General features: G+C 61.0%; 18 protein-coding genes and 1 tRNA gene. 14 read left to right on the top strand and 5 right to left on the bottom strand.

From position 1 onward, the window contains the following. Window positions 1-66: 66 nt before the first annotated feature. The 13 genes from cmk to AAAX72_RS03450 all read left to right on the top strand — a co-directional run bounded on the left by cmk (window position 67) and on the right by AAAX72_RS03450 (window position 11,641). Window positions 67-753, top strand: coding sequence for a (d)CMP kinase (gene cmk / locus AAAX72_RS03510; protein WP_349129057.1), 687 nt, complete (start codon window positions 67-69; stop codon window positions 751-753). A gap of 3 nt (window positions 754-756) precedes the next feature. Further along, the gene (locus AAAX72_RS03505; RefSeq protein WP_349129056.1) at window positions 757-1,485 is read left to right on the top strand and encodes a lysophospholipid acyltransferase family protein; all 729 of its coding nucleotides are present in this window, start codon (window positions 757-759) and stop codon (window positions 1,483-1,485) included. 2 nt (window positions 1,486-1,487) lie between these two features. Continuing rightward, window positions 1,488-2,387 carry a 4-hydroxy-3-methylbut-2-enyl diphosphate reductase gene (locus AAAX72_RS03500; protein WP_349129055.1) on the top strand — a complete coding sequence of 300 codons (900 nt, stop codon included), beginning with the start codon at window positions 1,488-1,490 and terminating at the stop codon, window positions 2,385-2,387. Window positions 2,388-2,389: 2 nt separating this feature from the next. Then, entirely contained in the window at window positions 2,390-3,832 is a 1,443-nt protein-coding gene (locus tag AAAX72_RS03495; protein ID WP_349129054.1) for a DUF512 domain-containing protein, read from the top strand. A 10-nt stretch (window positions 3,833-3,842) separates the two neighbouring features. Beyond that, a complete protein-coding gene (gene der / locus AAAX72_RS03490) occupies window positions 3,843-5,177 on the top strand; it encodes a ribosome biogenesis GTPase Der (RefSeq protein ID WP_349129053.1) in 1,335 nt (444 codons plus the stop codon). Continuing rightward, on the top strand, window positions 5,170-5,853 hold the full coding sequence (plsY, locus tag AAAX72_RS03485; protein ID WP_349129051.1) for a glycerol-3-phosphate 1-O-acyltransferase PlsY: 684 nt from the start codon (window positions 5,170-5,172) through the stop codon (window positions 5,851-5,853). The genes der and plsY overlap by 8 nt, the downstream gene beginning before the upstream one ends. A 9-nt stretch (window positions 5,854-5,862) precedes the next feature. Further along, window positions 5,863-6,870, top strand: a complete 1,008-nt coding sequence (locus tag AAAX72_RS03480; protein WP_271747758.1) for an NAD(P)H-dependent glycerol-3-phosphate dehydrogenase — start codon at window positions 5,863-5,865, stop codon at window positions 6,868-6,870. Window positions 6,871-6,888: 18 nt separating this feature from the next. Then, window positions 6,889-7,560: a ribulose-phosphate 3-epimerase gene (gene rpe, locus AAAX72_RS03475; protein ID WP_195246682.1), complete on the top strand. Its 672-nt coding sequence runs from the start codon at window positions 6,889-6,891 to the stop codon at window positions 7,558-7,560. A 6-nt stretch (window positions 7,561-7,566) separates the two neighbouring features. Next, window positions 7,567-8,745 (top strand): cysteine desulfurase family protein, encoded by a 1,179-nt coding sequence (locus AAAX72_RS03470; protein ID WP_217108097.1) that lies wholly within the window; start codon window positions 7,567-7,569, stop codon window positions 8,743-8,745. Then, window positions 8,742-9,551: a Nif3-like dinuclear metal center hexameric protein gene (locus tag AAAX72_RS03465; protein ID WP_152068190.1), complete on the top strand. Its 810-nt coding sequence runs from the start codon at window positions 8,742-8,744 to the stop codon at window positions 9,549-9,551. The genes AAAX72_RS03470 and AAAX72_RS03465 overlap by 4 nt, the downstream gene beginning before the upstream one ends. Next, the gene (locus AAAX72_RS03460) at window positions 9,548-10,267 is read left to right on the top strand and encodes a zinc ribbon domain family (protein WP_022095087.1); all 720 of its coding nucleotides are present in this window, start codon (window positions 9,548-9,550) and stop codon (window positions 10,265-10,267) included. Before AAAX72_RS03465 ends, AAAX72_RS03460 begins: the two co-directional genes overlap by 4 nt. Window positions 10,268-10,269: 2 nt before the next feature. Next, window positions 10,270-11,484 (top strand): bifunctional phosphopantothenoylcysteine decarboxylase/phosphopantothenate--cysteine ligase CoaBC, encoded by a 1,215-nt coding sequence (gene coaBC, locus AAAX72_RS03455; protein ID WP_349129050.1) that lies wholly within the window; start codon window positions 10,270-10,272, stop codon window positions 11,482-11,484. A gap of 80 nt (window positions 11,485-11,564) precedes the next feature. Continuing rightward, a tRNA-Pro gene (locus AAAX72_RS03450) sits at window positions 11,565-11,641 on the top strand. Window positions 11,642-12,151: 510 nt separating this feature from the next. Here the strand turns inward: AAAX72_RS03450 and AAAX72_RS03445 are convergent. The 4 genes from AAAX72_RS03445 to AAAX72_RS03430 all read right to left on the bottom strand — a co-directional run bounded on the left by AAAX72_RS03445 (window position 12,152) and on the right by AAAX72_RS03430 (window position 15,991). Continuing rightward, the gene (locus AAAX72_RS03445; protein WP_349129048.1) at window positions 12,152-13,102 is read right to left on the bottom strand and encodes a DUF6273 domain-containing protein; all 951 of its coding nucleotides are present in this window, start codon (window positions 13,100-13,102) and stop codon (window positions 12,152-12,154) included. A 287-nt stretch (window positions 13,103-13,389) separates the two neighbouring features. Beyond that, window positions 13,390-13,641, bottom strand: a complete 252-nt coding sequence (locus AAAX72_RS03440; RefSeq protein WP_349088406.1) for a DUF6290 family protein — start codon at window positions 13,639-13,641, stop codon at window positions 13,390-13,392. A gap of 237 nt (window positions 13,642-13,878) precedes the next feature. Beyond that, window positions 13,879-14,496 carry a DUF6273 domain-containing protein gene (locus AAAX72_RS03435; protein ID WP_349129047.1) on the bottom strand — a complete coding sequence of 206 codons (618 nt, stop codon included), beginning with the start codon at window positions 14,494-14,496 and terminating at the stop codon, window positions 13,879-13,881. Between the two features lie 529 nt (window positions 14,497-15,025). Then, the gene (locus tag AAAX72_RS03430) at window positions 15,026-15,991 is read right to left on the bottom strand and encodes a BspA family leucine-rich repeat surface protein (protein WP_349129046.1); all 966 of its coding nucleotides are present in this window, start codon (window positions 15,989-15,991) and stop codon (window positions 15,026-15,028) included. Between the two features lie 188 nt (window positions 15,992-16,179). Between AAAX72_RS03430 and AAAX72_RS03425 the strand changes: the two genes are divergently transcribed. Continuing rightward, window positions 16,180-16,806 carry a DUF1648 domain-containing protein gene (locus tag AAAX72_RS03425; protein WP_349129045.1) on the top strand — a complete coding sequence of 209 codons (627 nt, stop codon included), beginning with the start codon at window positions 16,180-16,182 and terminating at the stop codon, window positions 16,804-16,806. A 1,029-nt stretch (window positions 16,807-17,835) separates the two neighbouring features. Here the strand turns inward: AAAX72_RS03425 and AAAX72_RS03420 are convergent. Beyond that, complete coding sequence (locus AAAX72_RS03420) at window positions 17,836-18,237, bottom strand: hypothetical protein (protein WP_349129043.1); 402 nt, start codon at window positions 18,235-18,237, stop codon at window positions 17,836-17,838. Window positions 18,238-18,821: the final 584 nt, after the last annotated feature.

The raw sequence follows: 18,821 nt of genomic DNA, 5'->3' as shown, positions 1-18,821 counted from the left end.
CAAACCCGCCGCGCCCCAACGCCCGCGAACCATACCAGCACGTCAACCATCGAAAGGAAGCATTGCATGATCGTCGCCATCGACGGCCCCGCCGGATCCGGCAAGTCCACCATCGCCAAGGAGATCGCCCGTCAGCTTGGCTTTAACAAGCTCGACACGGGCGCCATGTATCGCGCCGTCACCTTCGCCGCGCTCGACCGCGGCATCGATCTGGATAACGAGGCGGCCATCGACGCTCTCGCCGAGCAGATTGAGATCCGCTTTACCAACGGCACCGGCGAGGACACGCGCCTGACCATCGACGGCCAAGACGCTTCGGCCGCCATCCGCACCCCGCAGGTCGACGCCAACGTGTCCAAGGTCTCGGCCTATCCGGGCGTGCGCGCCGCCATGCTCATCCACCAGCGCCGCGCCGCCGAGGACCGCGATATCGTGGCCGAGGGTCGCGACATCGGCACCGTCGTGTTCCCTAACGCGCAGGTCAAGGTCTTCCTGACCGCCGACCCGCGTGAGCGCGCCCGCCGCCGCGTGCTGCAGCGTCACCAAAACGACGCCCAGCCGCTCAGCACAGCGCAGCTCGAGGCCGAGGTCGACGAGACCCTCGACGCCCTCAAGCAACGCGATAAGCTCGACAGCAGCCGCGAGGTCGCGCCGCTCGTGCCCGCCGAGGACGCCGTGCACGTCGACTCCACCGCCCACACCATCGACGAGGTCGTCCGCATTATCGAGGACCTCATCAACCAAAGGAGGTAGCCCATGCGCCTGTTTAAGCAGACGCCCGAGGACTATTACAACGCCCCCTATGCAGAGTTCCCAGCGCTCATCCGCGGCACCGTCGTCGTAGTCATGGCCATCCTTTGGGCCTTCTCCAAACTCATGTGGCGCTGGAAGGTCGAGGACGCTGACCTGCTGTTTGAGCGCCAGGAAGGCCGCGGCAGCGTGGTCATCTGCAACCACACCTCGATGGCCGAGCTCCTGGCCGTTGAAACGGCGTTGTTCTTTGGGGGCCGCCGCATTCGTCCCATCTTTAAGTCCGAGTTCGCCAAGAGCAAGATTGTGCGCTGGGCCTTTAGCCGCGTTGGCGGCATCCCCGTGGAGCGTGGTACTGCCGATATGAAGTGCCTGCGCGCCGCTCAGCATGCGCTGCAGCGTGGCGAGGACGTCCTGATCTTCCCCGAGGGCACGCGCATCCGCTCGCGCGAGATCAAGCCCGAGGTCCACGGCGGTTTTGCGCTCATCGCCCAGATGGGCAAGGCGCCCGTCAACCCGCTCGCCATCTGTGGCTGGTCCGATATTACGCCTACGGGCAAAAAGCTCATGCGCCCTAAAAAGTGCTGGATCCGTGCCGGCAAGGCCATCTCGCTATCCGATGCACCGGCCGAGCTCAAGCGCAAGGAGCGCCTGGCATGGTTTGAGTCCGAGGCCATGAACCGCGTCTACGCTATGCGCGACGACCTGTGCGCCGAGCATCCGGGAAGGTTCTAACCATGAGCGAGGAAGTCATGAACACTGCCGAGCCTGCGCCTGGCAAGGCAGACGCTCCCACCATCGAAATCGCAGCCCACGCCGGCACCTGCTACGGCGTACAGCGTGCGCTCGATATGGCGCTGGCCGCCGCCCCGCAGGCAGGGGAGAGCACTCAGGTCCATACCTTGGGTCCGCTCATTCATAACCCCATCGTGGTACGCGAGCTCGCTGAGGCAGGCGTTGGCTTGGCCGAGAACCTGGATAATGCCGCAACCGGCACCGTGATCATCCGCGCCCACGGTGTGGTGCCGCAGGTCATCGATGCCGCTCGCGAGCGTGGCCTTAACGTCATCGACGCCACCTGCCCTTACGTCAAGAAGGTTCACGTGGCAGCCGAGCGCCTGGTGCGCGAGGGCTACCACGTGGTGGTCGTGGGTGAGCCGGGGCATCCCGAGGTCGAGGGCATTCTGGGTCACGCCGGCGACGATGCGCAGGTCGTGAGTTGCGCCGCTGATGCGGACGCGCTGCCGTTCAAGGGCAAGGTAGGCCTCGTCGTGCAGACCACCCAGACCGCGCAGAACCTCGCCGAGGTCGTGGCAGCTATCACCCCGCGTGTGCAGGAGCTGCGCGTGATCAACACCATCTGCGCCGCCACGAGTGAGCGTCAACAGGCAGCAGCCACACTTGCCAACCGCTGCGACTGCATGGTAGTCGTGGGCGGCAAAAACTCGGGCAACACCCGCCGCCTGGCGCAGATTTGCGCAGACGCCTGCGAGCGCACGCATCACATCGAGGAAGCTTCCGAGCTCCAGGCCGCGTGGTTTACCGACGCCCACCACATCGGCATCACCGCCGGAGCCTCCACCCCGCAAGAACACATCGAACGAGCCGTCGCTCGCATCAAGGAGCTTTACCACTAATCATGGACCAGACCGTACCCGCATACGCCGCCGAGGTGGCCGATTACGGGCGCAGCCGCGACCCCGAGCCGGGTGAGGGCGCGCTCGTAAAGAACGTGCGTCCCGAATCGCCCGCGTGGGATGTGGGTATCGAGCCGGGCATGCGCGTGCTCACGGTCAACGGTGAGCAGCTGACCGATATGATCGTGTGGCTCTGGGAGGCCGACGACGACACCGTCGAGCTGGAGGTATTCGACCCGCGCGACGGTACCGTCACCCCCGTCGAGCTCGACCGCTTTCCCGGCGAGGATTGGGGTTTGGAGTTCGATGGTCCCATCTTCGACGGCATGCGTACCTGCGTAAACGCCTGCGTGTTCTGCTTTATGACCATGCTGCCCAAGGGCGGCCGCTCAACGCTCTATATTCGCGACGACGACTACCGCCTGAGCTTTTTGCAGGGCAACTTCGTCACGCTCACGAACCTCACCGACGAGGACGTGCAAAACGTCATCGCCCGCAACATGAGCCCCATGAACGTGTCGGTCCATGCCGTGAGCCCCGACGTCCGCCGTCGTATGATGGGCCGCAACGCCCAGCGCGGCATGGACGTACTCGAGGCCATCATGGCCGCCGGCATCGAGATCCACGCCCAGATCGTACTGTGCCCTGGCATGAACGACGGCGAAGAGCTGGAAAAGACCCTGCGCTTTTGCGAGGAGCACGAGCAAATCACAAGCCTGGGCATTGTGCCGCTCGGTTTTACCAAGCATCAGAACCGTTTTAGCTGGTCCTACAGCGACAAGCCCGAGCTAGCGCGCGAGACCATTGCCATGATCCGTCCCTACCAGGATCGTGCCTACGAACGCTTTGGCCGCCACACCTTCCAGATGAGCGACGAGTTCTATCTGGACGCCGGCATCGATCCTCCCGAGGCAGACTTTTACGACGGGTACCCGCAGTACTACGACGGCATTGGCATGATCCGCTCGTATCTGGACGAGACCGACGACGTGCTGGCTACCGACGCCGAGCGTCTGGCCCGCGTCCGCGAGGCCGTCGCCGCCCGCAACCAGCGGCTTCTGTGTCTCTCGGGCGCCAGCGCACGCGACACGGTGGCCCGCTTTGTGGAGTCGCCCCGGGGACTCGCCGGCACTGTCACGGCCATAAAGAACCGCTACTTTGGCGGCAACGTGGACGTGACCGGCCTCATCGTCGCGTGTGACATTCTGGAGCAGCTGCCGCAGGATCTCTCTGGGGTTATGCTCTTTGTGCCTAAGCTCATGTTCAACGCTGACGGCATGACGCTTGACGAGTATCATCGTGACGATTTACTCGCAAGCCTTACCAGTCGCGGCGCCGAGGTTCATGTGGTGTCGACCATGCCGCATGAACTGCTCGATACCCTGGAGCACATCCTTGGCATTGTGCCCGCGGACTCTAACATTTCCACTGACCCTACCCATTAAAGGAGTGCAGATGAAACCTATCGTCGCCGTCGTCGGACGCCCCAACGTGGGCAAGTCCACGCTCGTCAACCGCCTGGCCCAGACCTCGGACGCCATCGTCCATGAGTCCCGCGGCGTCACGCGCGACCGCTCGTATCACACGGCCGACTGGAACGGCCGCGAGTTCACCATCGTCGACACGGGCGGTATCGAGCCGCTCAAGAGCGACGACGTCTTTGCCACGTCCATCCGCGACCAGGCGCTCGCCGCCGCCGAGGAAGCCGCCGTCATCCTGTTTGTGGTCGATGGCCGCACCGGCGTCACCGAGGAGGACGAGTCGGTCGCCCGCATGCTCAAGCGCCGCGACAAGCCGGTCTTTCTGCTGGTGAACAAGCTCGACAACCCCGATCGCGAAAACGACAGCATCTGGGAGTTCTATTCGCTCGGCATCGGCGAGCCCACGCCGCTCTCGGCCCTGCATGGCCACGGTACGGGCGACCTGCTCGATGACATCGTGGCCCTGCTTCCGGAGGAAGAGGACGAGGTCGCCGATGAGTTCCCCGACGCGCTGAACGTAGCCATCATCGGCCGCCCCAATGCCGGTAAGTCGTCGCTGTTCAATCGTATCCTAGGCGCCGACCGCTCTATCGTGTCCAACATTGCCGGCACGACGCGCGACGCCATCGACACCGTCGTGGAGCGCAACGGTAAGCACTACCGCATGGTCGATACCGCGGGCATCCGCAAGAAGAGCACTGTGTACGAGAACATCGAGTACTACTCCATGGTCCGCGGCCTGCGTGCCATCGACCGCGCCGACGTGGCGCTGCTCGTCGTCGATGCCTCCGTGGGCGTCACTGAGCAGGACCAGAAGGTCATGGGTCTTGCCATCGAGCGCGGCTGCGCCATCGTGGTGCTGCTCAACAAGTGGGATCTGCTCGACGACGACCGTAAGCGCGAGGCCTGCATGGAGACCATCGACCGCCGTCTGGGCGTTATGGCTCCCTGGGCCCAGTACCTGCGCATCTCTGCCCTGACCGGCCGCAGCGTCGAGAAGATCTGGGCAATGGTAGACGCCGCCGAGAAGACGCGCTCGCAAAAGATCAGCACCTCCCGCCTCAACACGTTCCTCACCGACCTGCGCGAGTTCGGTCATACCGTGGTGGACGGCAAGCGCCGCCTGCGCATGCACTACGTGACCCAGACGGGCGTCAACCCGCCGACGTTCACGTTCTTCGTCAACCACAGCGATCTGGTCAACGACACCTATCAGCGCTACGTCGAGAACCGCATGCGCTCGACCTTCGACTTTGCCGGCACACCCATTCGACTCTTCTTTAGGAAGAAGGAGCAAAAGGATGCATAATCCGATTCTGCTGACCGCCATCTGCGCCGTGGTCTCGTTCTTTATCGGGGCGATTCCGTTTGGCCTGATCTTGGGCCGCGTGTTCAACCACACGGACATTCGTAAGGCGGGCTCCGGCAACATCGGCACCACCAACGCCCTGCGCGTGGCCGGCCCCAAGGTGGCCGCGCTCACACTGCTGCTCGACTGCCTTAAGGGCGCCATCTGCGTCCTTATCGCGCGTCCGCTCATTGCCGACTTGGGCTATGGCTTCCCCGTGAGCATTATGGCCCCCGGTGCCGCCGGCGATTGGATGCTCGGCGTCATCTGCCTGGCGGCCGTATGGGGCCATATCTACTCGCCCTACCTCAACTTCCATGGCGGCAAGGGCATCGCGGTCGGTCTGGGCGTAATCCTCGCATGGTACTGGCCCATTGGGCTTTCGCTGCTGGGCATGTTTATCGTGGCCGTCGCCATCACCAAGTTTGTGTCGGTGGGCTCGCTTGCCGCCGCCATCGGTCTTCCCATCGCTGCCTGCGCGGTCTTTCCGTACAGCAGCCTGGGACTCAAGTTTTGCATGGCGATGATCGGCATCACCGTGGTGTGGGCCCATCGCGCGAACATTAAAAGGCTCATGACCGGTAAGGAGTCCAAGCTCTCGTTTACCAAGCGCGTCACCGAGCCCGACGATAAGTAGGAGAGAGTCATGAATGTTGCGCTAATTGGCTCTGGCTCCTGGGGAACCGCCGTGGCCGGCCTTGCCGCCGCGCGAGCCGAGCGCGTGACCATGTGGGCCCATGGCAAGCAGACGGCCGCCGGCATCAACGGCGAGCACCGCAACCCGCGCTATCTGGTGGACTACGTGCTGCCGGAAAACGTTGTCGCTACGACGGACCTGGCCCAGGCGCTTGACGGCGCCGAGGCCATCATCTTTGCCGTGCCCTCCACGCACCTTCGCAGCGTGTGCCACCAGGCCGCGCCCTTTATCGCCGCCGATACCCCGGTGCTCTGCCTCACAAAGGGCATTGAGCCCGAGTCCGGCCTGCTCATGAGCGAGGTCATCGCCAGCGAGATCGGCAACGAGGCACGTGTCGCGGCTCTTTCTGGCCCCAACCATGCCGAGGAAATCTGCCGCGGAGGTCTTTCTGCCGCCGTCATCGCCAGCGAAGATCCACAGATAGGGGAGACCTTTAAGGACCTGCTTCTGTCAACGGCCTTCCGCATCTACCTGTCGCAGGACATGACCGGTGTCGAGGTCTGCGGCGCCATGAAAAACGTAATCGCCATCGTGTGCGGCATCTCCGCCGGCACCGGTGCGGGCGACAACACGCTCGCCCTTATCATGACACGCGGCCTGGCGGAGATCAGCCGTCTGGTGCACGCCCGCGGCGGTCAAGCTATGACCTGCATGGGGCTTGCCGGCATGGGCGACCTCATTGCCACCTGTACCTCGGAGCATTCGCGTAACCGCACCTTTGGCTACGAGTTTGCCCACGGCGTGTCGCTCGACGAGTACCAGACGCGCACGCATATGGTTGTCGAGGGCGCCGTCGCGGCCCGCAGCGTCAGCGAACTTGCCCGTTCACTGGGCGTAGACATTCCGCTCACCTTTGCCGTGGAGCAAACGCTCTACAACGGTGTTACTTTGGATAGGGCGCTCGAGATTCTTACCGACCGCGTCCCTTCTCAAGAGTTCTACGGACTCACCGACTAGCGTAGAAAGGCTACTACCATGGGTTCCATCAAAATCGCTCCGTCCGTCCTTTCGGCCGACATGGCCAACCTCAAGGGAGAGCTCGACAAGATCGCCGGCGCCGACTACGTTCACTTTGACGTTATGGACGGCCACTTTACCGGCAACCTGACCTTTGGCGTTGACATCCTTAAGGCCGTCAAGCGCTCCACCAACGTGCCGGTCGATGCGCACCTCATGGTGTCGAACCCCGACGAGACCGTCGATTGGTACGCCGATGCCGGTGCCGACATGATCACCGTGCACTACGAGGCCTCCACGCACCTGCATCGCACGCTCACGCACCTGCAGCAGCGCGGCGTCAAGGCCGGCGTGGTGCTCAACCCCGCCACCCCCGTGTGCGTACTTGAGAGCATCATCGACGTCGTCGATATGGTGCTGCTGATGAGCGTGAACCCCGGCTTTGGCGGCCAGAGCTTTATCCCGGGCACTATCGCCAAACTGCACGAGCTCAAGGCCATGTGCGAGCGCCACGGCGTGTCGCCCATGATCGAGGTCGACGGCGGCATTTCTTCCAAGAACATTGCCGAGGTCGTCAAGGCTGGTGCCAACGTTCTCGTGGCCGGCTCCGCCGTATTTAAGTCCGAAGATCCCGCCGCCGAGGTTGCGCTGCTGCAGAAGCTGGGCAATGAGGCCGCACAGGAGGCATAAACCCTTATGACCGCAGGTCAAAACCGCATACCCGTGAATCTTGACTACGCCGCCTCGACGCCCATGCGCGCCGAGGCGCTCCTTGCGCAGCGCGAATATGACGACAGCGAGCTTGCCGGCGTCAACCCCAACTCGCTGCACTCGCTCGGCCGCAAGGCCGCCGCGCGCCTGGAGGTTGCCCGTCGCGAGATCGCCCATAGCTTTGGCGCACGCGTCCGCCCGTCCGAGATTGTTCTGACCAACGGCGGCACCGAAGCCAACCAGCTGGCGCTGCTCGGTCTTGCCGAGGGCGCTCGTCAGCGCGATCGCAAGCGCGATCGTGTAATCGTTTCGGCCATCGAGCACGATTCGATTCTGGACAACCTGCCGCTGCTGCGTGCCGCCGGCTTTACCGTCGACCTGGTGCAGCCCTGCCGCGCGGGCTACATTGAGCCTGCCACGCTGAGCGACTTGCTGAGCGACGACGTGTCGCTCGTGAGCATTATGGTCGCCAACAACGAGACCGGCGTGGTGCAGCCCATCCGCGAGCTTGCCTCGGCCGCTCATACCGTGGGCGCAGTGTTCCACACCGATGCTATCCAGGGCTATCTGCACATTCCACTCGATGTCACCGAGCTGGGCGTCGATGCTATGTCCGTCGCGGCCCACAAAATTGGCGGTCCTGTGGCATCCGGCGCGCTCTACGTTAAGACCCGCACGCCACTGCGCCCCCGCATCTTTGGCGGCGGACAGGAAGCCGGACGTCGCGCCGGCACGCAGGACCTGCGCACGCAGCTGGCCTTTGCCGCTGCTGCCCGCACGCTGGTGCCCCAAGTGGCTCAGGAGCGCGAAAAGCTGCAAGCCCTTTCCGACAAACTCTACGCCACGCTTACGGCCCATCCACGCATTCATGCCACCATGGGCGACTACGAGCAGGTCGACCGTCTGCCGGGTATGGTTTCGATCTACGTCGACGGCATGGACTCCGAGGAGCTCATCGTCAAGCTCGACGCCGCCGGCTTTGAGGTTTCGGCCGGCTCTGCCTGCTCGAGCGGCAGCATGGACCCGAGCCACGTTTTGAGCGCGATGGGCATCGGTCGCGAGCAGGCATTGGGAGCACTGCGCATTTCCTTTGATGACCGCGTGAATCCGAGCGATCTGGACGAGTTCGCCCGGACGCTGCTCTCGATCGTGGGTGCCGCATGATCGTCGCCGAGCTTGAGCGCGCGCTGCTGGCACGCTATCCCAAGGCGGACGCCGAGGGCTGGGATCACGTAGGACTCTCCGTTGGCGATCCGGCCGCGGAGATCACCGGCGTTGCCTGCGCACTCGATGCGACCGTGGCTAACGTTCGCCGCGCCCAAGAAGCCGGCGCCAACGTGCTGCTGACGCATCATCCCATATACATCAAGGCACCCGAGGCCTTTTGTCCGGCGGATGCCACACGACCCCAGTGCAGCGCGGCCCTCTACGAGGCTGCCCGCTGCGGTGTGAGCATTATTTCGCTCCACACCAATCTGGACCGCTCGCACGAGGCGCGTGCCTGCCTAAGTGAGCTGCTGGACGCCGTGCCCGTGAGCTCGCTGGAGCACGTAGACGACCCCGAGTCGACCGGCCTTGGCGCGCTTGCGACGCTCAACGACCCGTGCACGCTGCGCGATCTTGCCGCCCGTGCTGCCACGGCCTTCGGAAGCGACCCGCGTGTATGGGGCGATGCCGAGCGCTCGTGCCGCACCGTCGCCATTCTGGGCGGCTCCCTCGGTGACTTTGGCGAACTTGCCATCGCCGCCGGTGCGGATGTTGTCGTGACGGGCGAGGCAGGCTATCACGTGGCGCAGGACCTTGCCTTGCGTGGGCTACCGGTGATCTTGCTCGGCCACGACCGCTCCGAGGAGCCGTTCGTTGATATATTGATGAACTCTGCAGTTGACGCCGGGGTCGACCCCCGTCATGCGATTAAAATACTGAACCCTTGCCAATGGTGGACTGTGACAAAAGGAGAGAACTTATGAGCGCCGGCGCTACGCTACTCAAGCTGCAACAGATCGATTTGGAGCTCGCCCGCAACAAGAGTGAACTTGCCAATATGCCGGAGCTCAAGGAGCTCGCTTCCAAGCGCAAGACCTATGTGAAGCTCAAGTCCGAGATGACCAAGCTCTACGCCCAGCGCAAGGATCTGGACATTGAGCTCGACGATCTCAATACCACCGAGATTCAGACCAACAACGCCATCGAGGCTGCCAAGAAGCGCCACGTCGACGGCTCCGACTACCGCGAGGTTCAGGACCTGGAAAACGAGCTCGCCACCCTGGCCAAGCGTCTGGACAAGATTGAGCACACCCGCAAGGACGTCGTCATCGCCCATAAGGAGGCGCTCGACCGCGAGGCTCGCGCACAGGCCATCATCGCCAAGTTCGAGGAGGGCGTAAAGGCCGACACCAAGGCCGCCCGAGCCAAGGCTGCCGACCTGCAGGCTCAGATTGACGCCGCCACGAAGGAGCGCACCGCGCTTGCTGCCACGCTGCCGGCCGACGTGCTCACCGACTACGAGCGCCTCCTCAAGCAGTTCCGCGGCCTGGCCGTTGAGACCATCCAGGGCAACATCCCCACGGTCTGCCACACCGCGCTGCAGGCATCGTCCATGAGCGACCTCAACCACGACGGTAGCGAGATTACGCACTGCCCGTACTGCCACCGCCTCCTGGTACTCCCGAGCAAGGAAGCCTAGCGATGACGGCGGCATCCAACAATTCAATGCAACTTGAGGGAAAAACGATCCTGCTGGGCATTACCGGCGGGATCGCCGCCTATAAGTCGTGCAATATCGTGCGCCTGCTGCAAAAGCGCGGCGCACGCGTCAAGGTCGTCATGAGCGAGCATGCCACCGAGTTTGTGGGCCCGCTCACCTTTCGTGCGCTCACCAACGAGCCCGTTGCCGTGGGCCTATTCGACGATCCCTCCGACCCCATCCACCACATCTCGCTCGCACAGGAGCCCGACCTGGTGGTCGTGGCGCCCGCGACGGCCAATATCATCGCCAAGATGGCCAACGGCATCGCAGACGACCTCATCTCCACCACGCTGCTGGCAACGCCACGACTCATCGTGATCGCGCCGGCCATGAACAATGGCATGTGGAAAGCGCCGGCTACACAGACCAACATGGCCACGTTGCGCGAGCGCGGTGTCCATGTGGTGGGTCCGGGCAGCGGCTACCTTGCCTGCGGCGACGTGGACACGGGACGCATGAGCGAGCCCGAGGACATCGTCGAGGCTGTCTGTGAGGTGCTCAACCCCGTGCCGCAAGACCTGGCGGGCAAGCGCATCGTCATCACTGCCGGCCCCACACACGAACCGATCGACCCGGTGCGCTTCATTGGCAACCGCTCATCAGGCAAGATGGGCGTCGCCCTTGCAGGGGAGGCCGCACGCCGCGGTGGCGAGGTCACGCTCGTGTTGGGACCGACATCGCTCGATGTTCCCCGCGGCGTGGAGTGCGTGCGCGTGCAAACCGCCGCAGAGATGCTCCAGGCGGCCCTGAGCGCCTTCCAGACGGCCGATGCGGCAATTTGTGCGGCCGCCGTCGCCGACTATACCCCCGCCACCCCTGCGGACCATAAGCTCAAAAAGTCCAACGAACGCTTGGATCGCATCGAGCTTGTCGAAACGGTCGATATCTTGGCCGAGCTTTCGCGCCAAAAGGGGGAACGGTGCGTGATCGGCTTTGCGGCCGAGACCGATAACCTTGTCGAGTACGCCGAGCGCAAATTGGCCCGCAAGGGTTGCGATGCCATTATCGCCAACGATGTCTCGCGCGCCGATTCGGGCTTTGGGACCGACACCAACAAGGCCTGGATTGTGAGCACAACAGGTGCGCAAGAGCTTCCCGTGCTAACAAAACCCCAGCTCGCAAATACAATTTTGGACTTGCTTCAAAATTTATAAAAAAGTTCTTGCACAAGGCTAAAGTTTCGGGTTAATATACTCCCTGTTGCGAGCGAGAGCAGAGCAACAGACAAAAGCTTCGGGACGTGGCGCAGCTTGGTAGCGCACTTGACTGGGGGTCAAGGGGTCGCTGGTTCGAATCCAGTCGTCCCGACCAGAAGTTTGCAGGTCAGGCACCTAGTGTCTGACCTTTTTTGTTTTAAGCAATTGCTTAATTTTGATTAAGCAACAGGGTGCCAAAAATCTACCTGCGCGATAATCGCTTTTTGCGGTTACTTGCGCGTTTTGCACGCGCTTGAGCCGATTTATTAACGCGACATGAATCTACATACGCGTAGCTGGTATACAGACGAGTACAGGCTGTATTTATCGCGGCGATTTACGCAGATATGGCGACTGTAACGAACTAGTGTGTCGCTGTATTTATTCCAGCAGTTCACTTGATCTGTGGACAAGTGAGCGGTTACAACAAAACGCCAACCAGGATGGACTCCATACGAGGATGCCGCAAAGGTAATGGCGGGGAAGTGCGGCAGGCGCTCTGAGAGCCGCTGTATGACCCCATTTCTCCTCAACCCGATTACCTGTACAATGAACCTCGAATTGTTTGAGTAATCGCCAAAAGAAAAGCCCTCGCAGGATTGCGAGGGCTTTGCGATGAAAGAGATCAGAAGCAGAAAGCGGGGAGGACATAAAACGAGTCCGTCGCGCTGCAGCTGTAGCAAATACCGCCGCTTTGAACATAGCGAAAGGATGTGGAGCTGCGCGGTCTCACGGAACGAGTCCAGTGGCTATAGCCTGATGCACCGGAATAGTTCGACCCCGTCACGCCCTTGGATTTGTAGCACTCGTACTGGATGCCGTCAGATTGCATATCCCCGTATACTTCGGTTGCCGAGAGCAGAAAAACCTTGTCGGTCGTCGCCGAGGGGGCACCGCCCCCGTTACCGCCAACGTTATCGGTTGTCTTTGTGACGGGTTTCACCTTTGACTGGAGCTCGCTGGGCAGGAGCAACCAGAGGTCACCGCTGTTGAGGCGGGTACGGAGCTCGGACTTATCCCAACCACCGGCATTGGTGTCCGTAGCGTTCATTCTCTGGCTACCCAAGGCAGAGTTGGTCGCCTCGAACGTCAAGCCTGCCATGCCGCTACCATCGGCCAAGTCGTCGTGGTTGATGCCGATGATACGGTACTCGAGCGTCTTGCCATTGGTCAGCTTCATCGAGAACTTGGTGCCGGCATCCATGGCGGCCTTGGCCTTGGCGTAGGCGATAGACGATGTACCGTTCTTGGCAATGTCTTTGGCAACCGCCTCCTGCTCGTCGAGGGTCCAGTCCTTCGCGTCCTTGGCGATGGCCACCTGGACGGCCGCGGAATCGGCGCCTGCGGAGCCGCCACCGGACGCGCCTCCCTCGACGCCGCCGACCGTCCCATTGTTCACCGTGTTGCCGACCAGGTTGAACTGGTTTCGGATGGCTCCGGCCACGCCGGGTCCCGCGAACACGATGACCAGGCTGATGACGGCAATGATCAGGACGTACTCGATAATTGATTGCCCTCGGAAGCGGGTCGTTTCAGGAGCGACCCCCCCCCGAAGGTTAATTGCCGCTGCATGCATATACGGCTCCCTTCACTCGGGGTTTGCAATACGAGCCGAGCGTAGGGCTATTCCAAGTATTTGCAACGGTCTTGCCGCTGCGGCAACGATGACGGCAGGGGAGAAAGTCATGCGCTATTAGCGCGGCTATAACGTCCGCTTCGAATGCCGACCGTATTCATATCGAGGCAGCCATTTCATACCTTCAGAAAGACAACTGAAAGCCGCAAAAAAGCGGGACCCGGCTATAAGCCGAACCCCGCCCAAGAGAAGCCTTTAGAGCCGAGACAGACAACGCGTGTGGACAATCACTCAGCCTCCACCGCCATGCGCACGACCTCTTCCATCGGGTAGCGAGTGCCGCCGTCCCCGTCCAAAGCCTCGTTGTAGGCCTCGATGTCCGCCATGTCCTCAGCCTTCTCGAACGCGGCCCTTCTCACGAACTCGGAAAAGGTCATGCCCGTGGCGTCCGCATGGCCCTGAATCAAGGCCATTTCGCCCTCATCGAACTTGACCGCGATCTCGCGCATCGCCATGGTCGCTCCCGTCAACGCCGTCATCGAAGTGAATCCATTATCCACCCACCGTATACGCCCCGAACTCGAAACACCAAGCAGGATGGACTCTATACGAGGACGCAGCAGAGGTAATGGCGGGGGGTGCGGCAGGCGCTCTGAGAGCCGCTGTATGACCCCATTTCTCTTCAATCCGACTACCCGTGCCATGAACCTGAAGCCGTTCGTTCGGTCGCCAAAAGAAAGCACGCGCGGGGTAACGCGGGCTTTGCGCTAGACAAGCTAGAAGCACCAGGCGGGGGAGACGCAAAACCAGCCCGGCGCGGAGTTGCTGTCCGACGGATTGCCGCTGCTGTCGACATGGAGGAAGCCCTTCGAGGCGTTCGGAAACATCGAACGTTCCCACCAACCGCTGCCAATGGCAATGGCAGAGTTGGGATTACAGTTCTCCGTCACCTTGCCTTTGAAGGCCTCGTACTGGGTGCCCTCGGAGGAAGTCCAGGGATAGGATGCCCAATAGGAGGTGGGGGCGATCTCAGAGTAGCTGAGCAGGAACAGCTTGTCCGAGGTAGCCGTCACGGCGGCGTTCTTGTTCTCATCACCGCCCCCGACATTGTTCGATAGCTTTTTGACGGCCTTCACCTTGGACTGGAAATCGGAGGGCATCAGATTCCAGATCTTGCCGGAGTTCATTTTCTGACGGAGTTCAGACTTCTCCCAACCGCCGGCGTTGGTGTCAATCGCGTTCATGGGGGACCAAATGCCCGTCGTGGTGGTGAGGAACGTGAGGCCCGCCTTGCCGGATCCGCCTGCAGGGTCATCATGATTGATGCCGATAATGCGGTAAGTCAGCGTCTTGCCATCGGTGAGCTTCATCGAGAACTCGGTGCCGGCATCCATCGCGGCCTTCGCCTTGGCGTAGGCGGGCGACGCCTCGCCCTTGGCGGCGATGTCCTCGGCAACTGCCTTCTGCTCACCGAGGGTCCAGTCCTTCGCGTGTCCTTCGCGTCCTTGGCGAGCGCCGCCTGGACGGTCGCGGAACCCGCGCCGTTACCGCTGCCGGAACCGCTCGGTTCCCAAGTCCCACCTGCTGTCCCGTTTACCAATACTCCCGCCACCGTGTTGAACTGGTTCCTGATTGCCGACGAGACCCAAGGGCCGGCTATCATCACAACCAGGACGATAATCGCGATGACCAGAACGTACTCGATGGCTCCTTGGCCTCGGAGGCGGGTATTCCTAGGAGATACCCACCCCCTGAAGGTTAATTGCCGCTGCATGCATATGCGACACTCCCTTCGCATGGGGATTGATATTGCATGCAGAGGGTACGTTAAAGCGAACCGACTAGCCCGTAGCGTGCCGCTGAGGCAACGGCGGCACGGGTGCCCGCGCCACATAAACTGCTTGCCGTTTTGTTTCTTCTGACCTACTGCCACGCCTTCGGGAGGATAACGCCGGGGGCGCAGTGATTTAAGTCACTATGATTGGCATAGGTTGGGACATTCCAATCGGAACAGTCGAGGTTTAGATTTTTGCAATAGCTAAACATGCCGAGCATATCCATAACATCTGAGGTCTTCCACCCTGGTCCAAATTTCACGCTTTTCAGCGAACTGTCGGTGGAAAAAAGGAGACGTAAATCGCCGGCTTTCCGCGTCGACCATCCGGAGATGTCAATCTCCTCGACCTTGTAAAGGTTTTTGAGCGCCGAGTCGAATTCGACGACCGAGGACGTATCCCAGCTTGAAATACTGAAGGAAGTCGCATTGCCGCAATACGCGAATGCGTGCTGCAGATTTGTGCAGTTCGACATGTCGAACTTTGCCAGATCAAAGCTCTTACAGTTCTCCATGTACTGAAAGCAAAATGCCAACGAGTGGATTTCTATGCCATCGTCAATGGCCTTTACGGCCACGATATTATTTCTGTTAGGCCACCAGGGGGCAGTCGTCTTGCCGTCGTTTCCCACGGTCGCGGTGGCGTATCCATTTTCGAACCCCGTATACACCGCCGTCACGCGGCGGCTGTTGAGCATGTCACCGACTCTGGGGACCCCGCGGCGCTTGTAGAACATGAGGCTGTGGTCGTCCTCCGAGTACACGGCGAACGCTATCCCGTGAACGGAGTCCACGATGTCGGCGTCGGTCAACGACCCGTTGCCGCCGCCCGTGCCGCCCGACTCCCAGCTCCCCTTTGAGATTCCGTTGCCGAGCGTCCCCGCCACCGTGTTGAACTGGTTTGTGATCGCCGACGAGACCCACGGTCCCGCGATCAGCACCACCAGGACGATGATCGCGATGATCAGTACGTACTCGACTGTCGACTGCCCCTTAGGGCGGCGGGTAAATCTGGGAGATACCCCCCCCCCGAAAGGAATTTCCGCTGCATGCATGTGCGGCTCCTCTCGGATTGCTTTGGCTGATGCTGCAGAGGATAGACGCGATTACTAAGGATGAGTCAACAATGCCGCAGCGGCATTCACACTAAGAGGGTAAGGCGTTCGGAGTGACATCCCGTTCCAAAACGTATACTTGATTTAAGGCGGAGTGGAATGTGGGCGCGCAAGGAGATGCGGAATCGATGAGAGCCTCAAAAAAAATTACTGCAGTGTTATCATCTTTCATCCTCTCTATTCTTCCATTTCTGATTCTATGGACGGCTTGGTCAGTCCTCCCTGATACAATTCCCGCTCATTGGAGTGGGGGTATGGTTGATCGATGGGGTAATAAGCTTGAATTGCTGGTTGTTCCGCTGTTTTCTCTGATTGGTTCTATTGCAATTTCTGTGTACCTTATTGTTTCCACGCGGCGAAGAGAGTTTGCGGATTTCTCTGCTCGAATGCGACGGGACTTTGTTGCGTGCTATATTTCTAGTCTTCTTTTATCGACAACCTGCTCAGTGATAATTGCCGTTTGGGTTCAGTTGATTCTTACGCAAAACACTGCGGTTGATGGGGGGCTTGGACTATCGATCCTGTATTCCCTTCCCGGGATATATGTGATCTTGTGCGCTTTGCCGCCTTTTTATGCGAGCGGCGAGAGCAAAAAGGCAGAGCGCCTGATAACAGTTCTTATTGGCGGCGCGGAGATTGTTCTTTGTGGAATAGTGCTTGAAGGTTCGGCTGCCTCTTATACGATGATTGGACTGATGATTCTGTTCTGTGCGTTTGAGATTGTGTCACAGGTAAGGGATAGCCGGTCCTTATGAGTTGAATTACGCGCGTGCGGATATAAAGGTTGGCATGTTAAGCTGGTCGTTTTCTCGTTCTGGGACATTTGCAGTAGGATGAGTGGGACTAGGCGCGCTGCGGTGTGATGGTGACGGTTGAGACTTGTATCGCTGCAAATCCGCTGATGCACATTTTGCTATTGGGCTTGAAGGTGGGACCTACAGGCCTTTGTTTGGGATGTTCCGGTCGTCCAACACGTGTTGCACGGCTTTATATTGTTACGCTCGTTCGGCGCTCCGTTGGAGCATTTCCGGGTTTGTCGGCATCATGACTTGGCCAAGTGACACGCTTGCCGGGACGGTTGTAACGCCGCGCCGGTTCCGTGTGCTCCTTCGTTGTTGGCCTGTCCAGCCGGGGGCGGATTCGGCCTCATGTTGTGGCGCACGGCCTTCAGGGGCTTCCCCCTGGCGAGTTATGTTCGTCCGTATGGGTAAGGGTCGGGTTGAGCTGACAATCCCGTGTCGGAAGGGGCTTGCACCATGCGCGCGATGACAGAGATTGAGTGGCTGGACGGCCGTGTGACGAAGGTGCCGGAGCTCGCCCTGGGCGATGCGCTCGGCGAGAGCGTCCAGGCGGAGCTCGATTTCGGGTTCGACGACGTGTTGGAGGGCCTTTGGGTTGAGGTGCGCCATCATGAGCCGGATGAGGACTCGGACGGCGACCCGCGCGGGAGGGGCTGCGCACTGTACGCGGACTGCCGGTACAGCCTGGTCGAACCGTCGGACCTCGACCGTGTCTTCTGCATCCTTTACGAGGGGCAGCCGAGGGTCCAGCCGCGTCGCGGAGGAGCTCGTGAACCTTTCGCGGGCCTGCGCGTTGTCCTGCCTCATGCTCGGATCTCCCTACCCGCCAGGCGCCCTCGAGGCCCTGGCCGCGTGCGCTCGATACCTCTGCGGTCCGGCTTTCACGTCCGACCTCGCCGCCCGCGTCCGCGCGCGGATCCCATCCGGCCTCACGCGCTTGAATATCGAGCTGAGCCCAAACGATGACCCACACCCCATCGGTCTTCATGATGATGCCTCGATGAGCCAGCTCGCCCAGAGCTTTCGATTCAGTCGGTTGAGTCGAACAGACTTTTTTTCGAGCTTGTCCTGACGCATGAAAAGACCTTTTGTAAGTTCTTTTCCGTTGGCATCCTTCCTATTAGGCCCTTTGGACGTCTGGAAGGAGCAAATCATGATCAGAATCGCAAGCTGGACGCGATTCTTCGCGACCGCAAATAATGAATCGTAGGATGGCCTGTTGATTCCACTCAGGATCTCGCTCTTTGCAATCTCATCCTGTCGAACGTCAAGCGCCGCCTCCATCTCGCTAGGCGTCTCGGCCTGATCGGCAACCGATGGAGCGTCCGTGTCTAAAGGCCACGGGAGGCCACGGCCTTTTTGCGGTTTGTAGCTACTTGTACTCATGTTGATTCCTCCGGTGCGAGGCTATCCAACCCAATTGCCGACTGTGCCCATAATATGGTTGATTTCCGATCTCAGCCGAACACATTGAGCGGATAGGCCGTTCCCGCAGTTAGCCGAACGCCCCCGAGGCCCCATTCAGGCCACGGGGGCGTCGTTTTCCCAGTTGAAGGAACGGTGGAGATGTGTTTCGATGGGTCCGGTGGCCATGCTCCGCCTGCCGCCCGGCACCTCTTCCCAGACTCAGCCGGACGGTCGGTCCGTCTATTCCGTTTTCGCCCTTAGGCTAGGCCAGCGGGGCATCGCCCCTCTCTGCGCGCGCCCTCTCGGCGGGGCCGGCGGGGCCGACCTGTCGGTCTACGACGGGTTCCTGAAGGGGGCGGTCGCCGATGGCAGCTAGCGAGGAGCTGGCCCGCAGGGTCGTGGAGGGCGGGCGGTCGTGCTCGCTCACCACCGCCGTCTGTTAGCGTCAATATAATTTTCACCATTTCCACCAACGCATTTTCGCCAATCGCGCCAACGCGGATACGCCGGATTCGCCAACGCGGATGTGCCGCTTTCGGCGCCTAGGCGCCCTCCTCCTTCCC

The organism is Collinsella sp. CLA-ER-H8, assembly GCF_040092335.1.
Taxonomy (GTDB): Bacteria; Actinomycetota; Coriobacteriia; order Coriobacteriales; family Coriobacteriaceae; genus Collinsella.
Note: the sequence above shows the minus strand (reverse complement) of the source record. Positions and strands in the feature narration are given on the sequence as shown.

Coding starts and splice junctions, on each gene's coding strand:
- rpe (WP_195246682.1), top strand. CDS start 6,889: ATGGGTTCCATCAAAATCGCTCCGTCCGTCCTTTCGGCCGACATGGCC.
- AAAX72_RS03445 (WP_349129048.1), bottom strand. CDS start 13,102: ATGCATGCAGCGGCAATTAACCTTCGGGGGGGGGTCGCTCCTGAAACG.
- AAAX72_RS03500 (WP_349129055.1), top strand. CDS start 1,488: ATGAGCGAGGAAGTCATGAACACTGCCGAGCCTGCGCCTGGCAAGGCA.
- AAAX72_RS03420 (WP_349129043.1), bottom strand. CDS start 18,237: ATGAGTACAAGTAGCTACAAACCGCAAAAAGGCCGTGGCCTCCCGTGG.
- AAAX72_RS03460 (WP_022095087.1), top strand. CDS start 9,548: ATGAGCGCCGGCGCTACGCTACTCAAGCTGCAACAGATCGATTTGGAG.
- coaBC (WP_349129050.1), top strand. CDS start 10,270: ATGACGGCGGCATCCAACAATTCAATGCAACTTGAGGGAAAAACGATC.
- plsY (WP_349129051.1), top strand. CDS start 5,170: ATGCATAATCCGATTCTGCTGACCGCCATCTGCGCCGTGGTCTCGTTC.
- AAAX72_RS03430 (WP_349129046.1), bottom strand. CDS start 15,991: ATGCATGCAGCGGAAATTCCTTTCGGGGGGGGGGTATCTCCCAGATTT.
- AAAX72_RS03440 (WP_349088406.1), bottom strand. CDS start 13,641: ATGACGGCGTTGACGGGAGCGACCATGGCGATGCGCGAGATCGCGGTC.
- AAAX72_RS03495 (WP_349129054.1), top strand. CDS start 2,390: ATGGACCAGACCGTACCCGCATACGCCGCCGAGGTGGCCGATTACGGG.
- AAAX72_RS03470 (WP_217108097.1), top strand. CDS start 7,567: ATGACCGCAGGTCAAAACCGCATACCCGTGAATCTTGACTACGCCGCC.
- der (WP_349129053.1), top strand. CDS start 3,843: ATGAAACCTATCGTCGCCGTCGTCGGACGCCCCAACGTGGGCAAGTCC.
- AAAX72_RS03505 (WP_349129056.1), top strand. CDS start 757: ATGCGCCTGTTTAAGCAGACGCCCGAGGACTATTACAACGCCCCCTAT.
- AAAX72_RS03435 (WP_349129047.1), bottom strand. CDS start 14,496: ATGGATGCCGGCACCGAGTTCTCGATGAAGCTCACCGATGGCAAGACG.
- AAAX72_RS03480 (WP_271747758.1), top strand. CDS start 5,863: ATGAATGTTGCGCTAATTGGCTCTGGCTCCTGGGGAACCGCCGTGGCC.
- AAAX72_RS03425 (WP_349129045.1), top strand. CDS start 16,180: ATGAGAGCCTCAAAAAAAATTACTGCAGTGTTATCATCTTTCATCCTC.
- cmk (WP_349129057.1), top strand. CDS start 67: ATGATCGTCGCCATCGACGGCCCCGCCGGATCCGGCAAGTCCACCATC.
- AAAX72_RS03465 (WP_152068190.1), top strand. CDS start 8,742: ATGATCGTCGCCGAGCTTGAGCGCGCGCTGCTGGCACGCTATCCCAAG.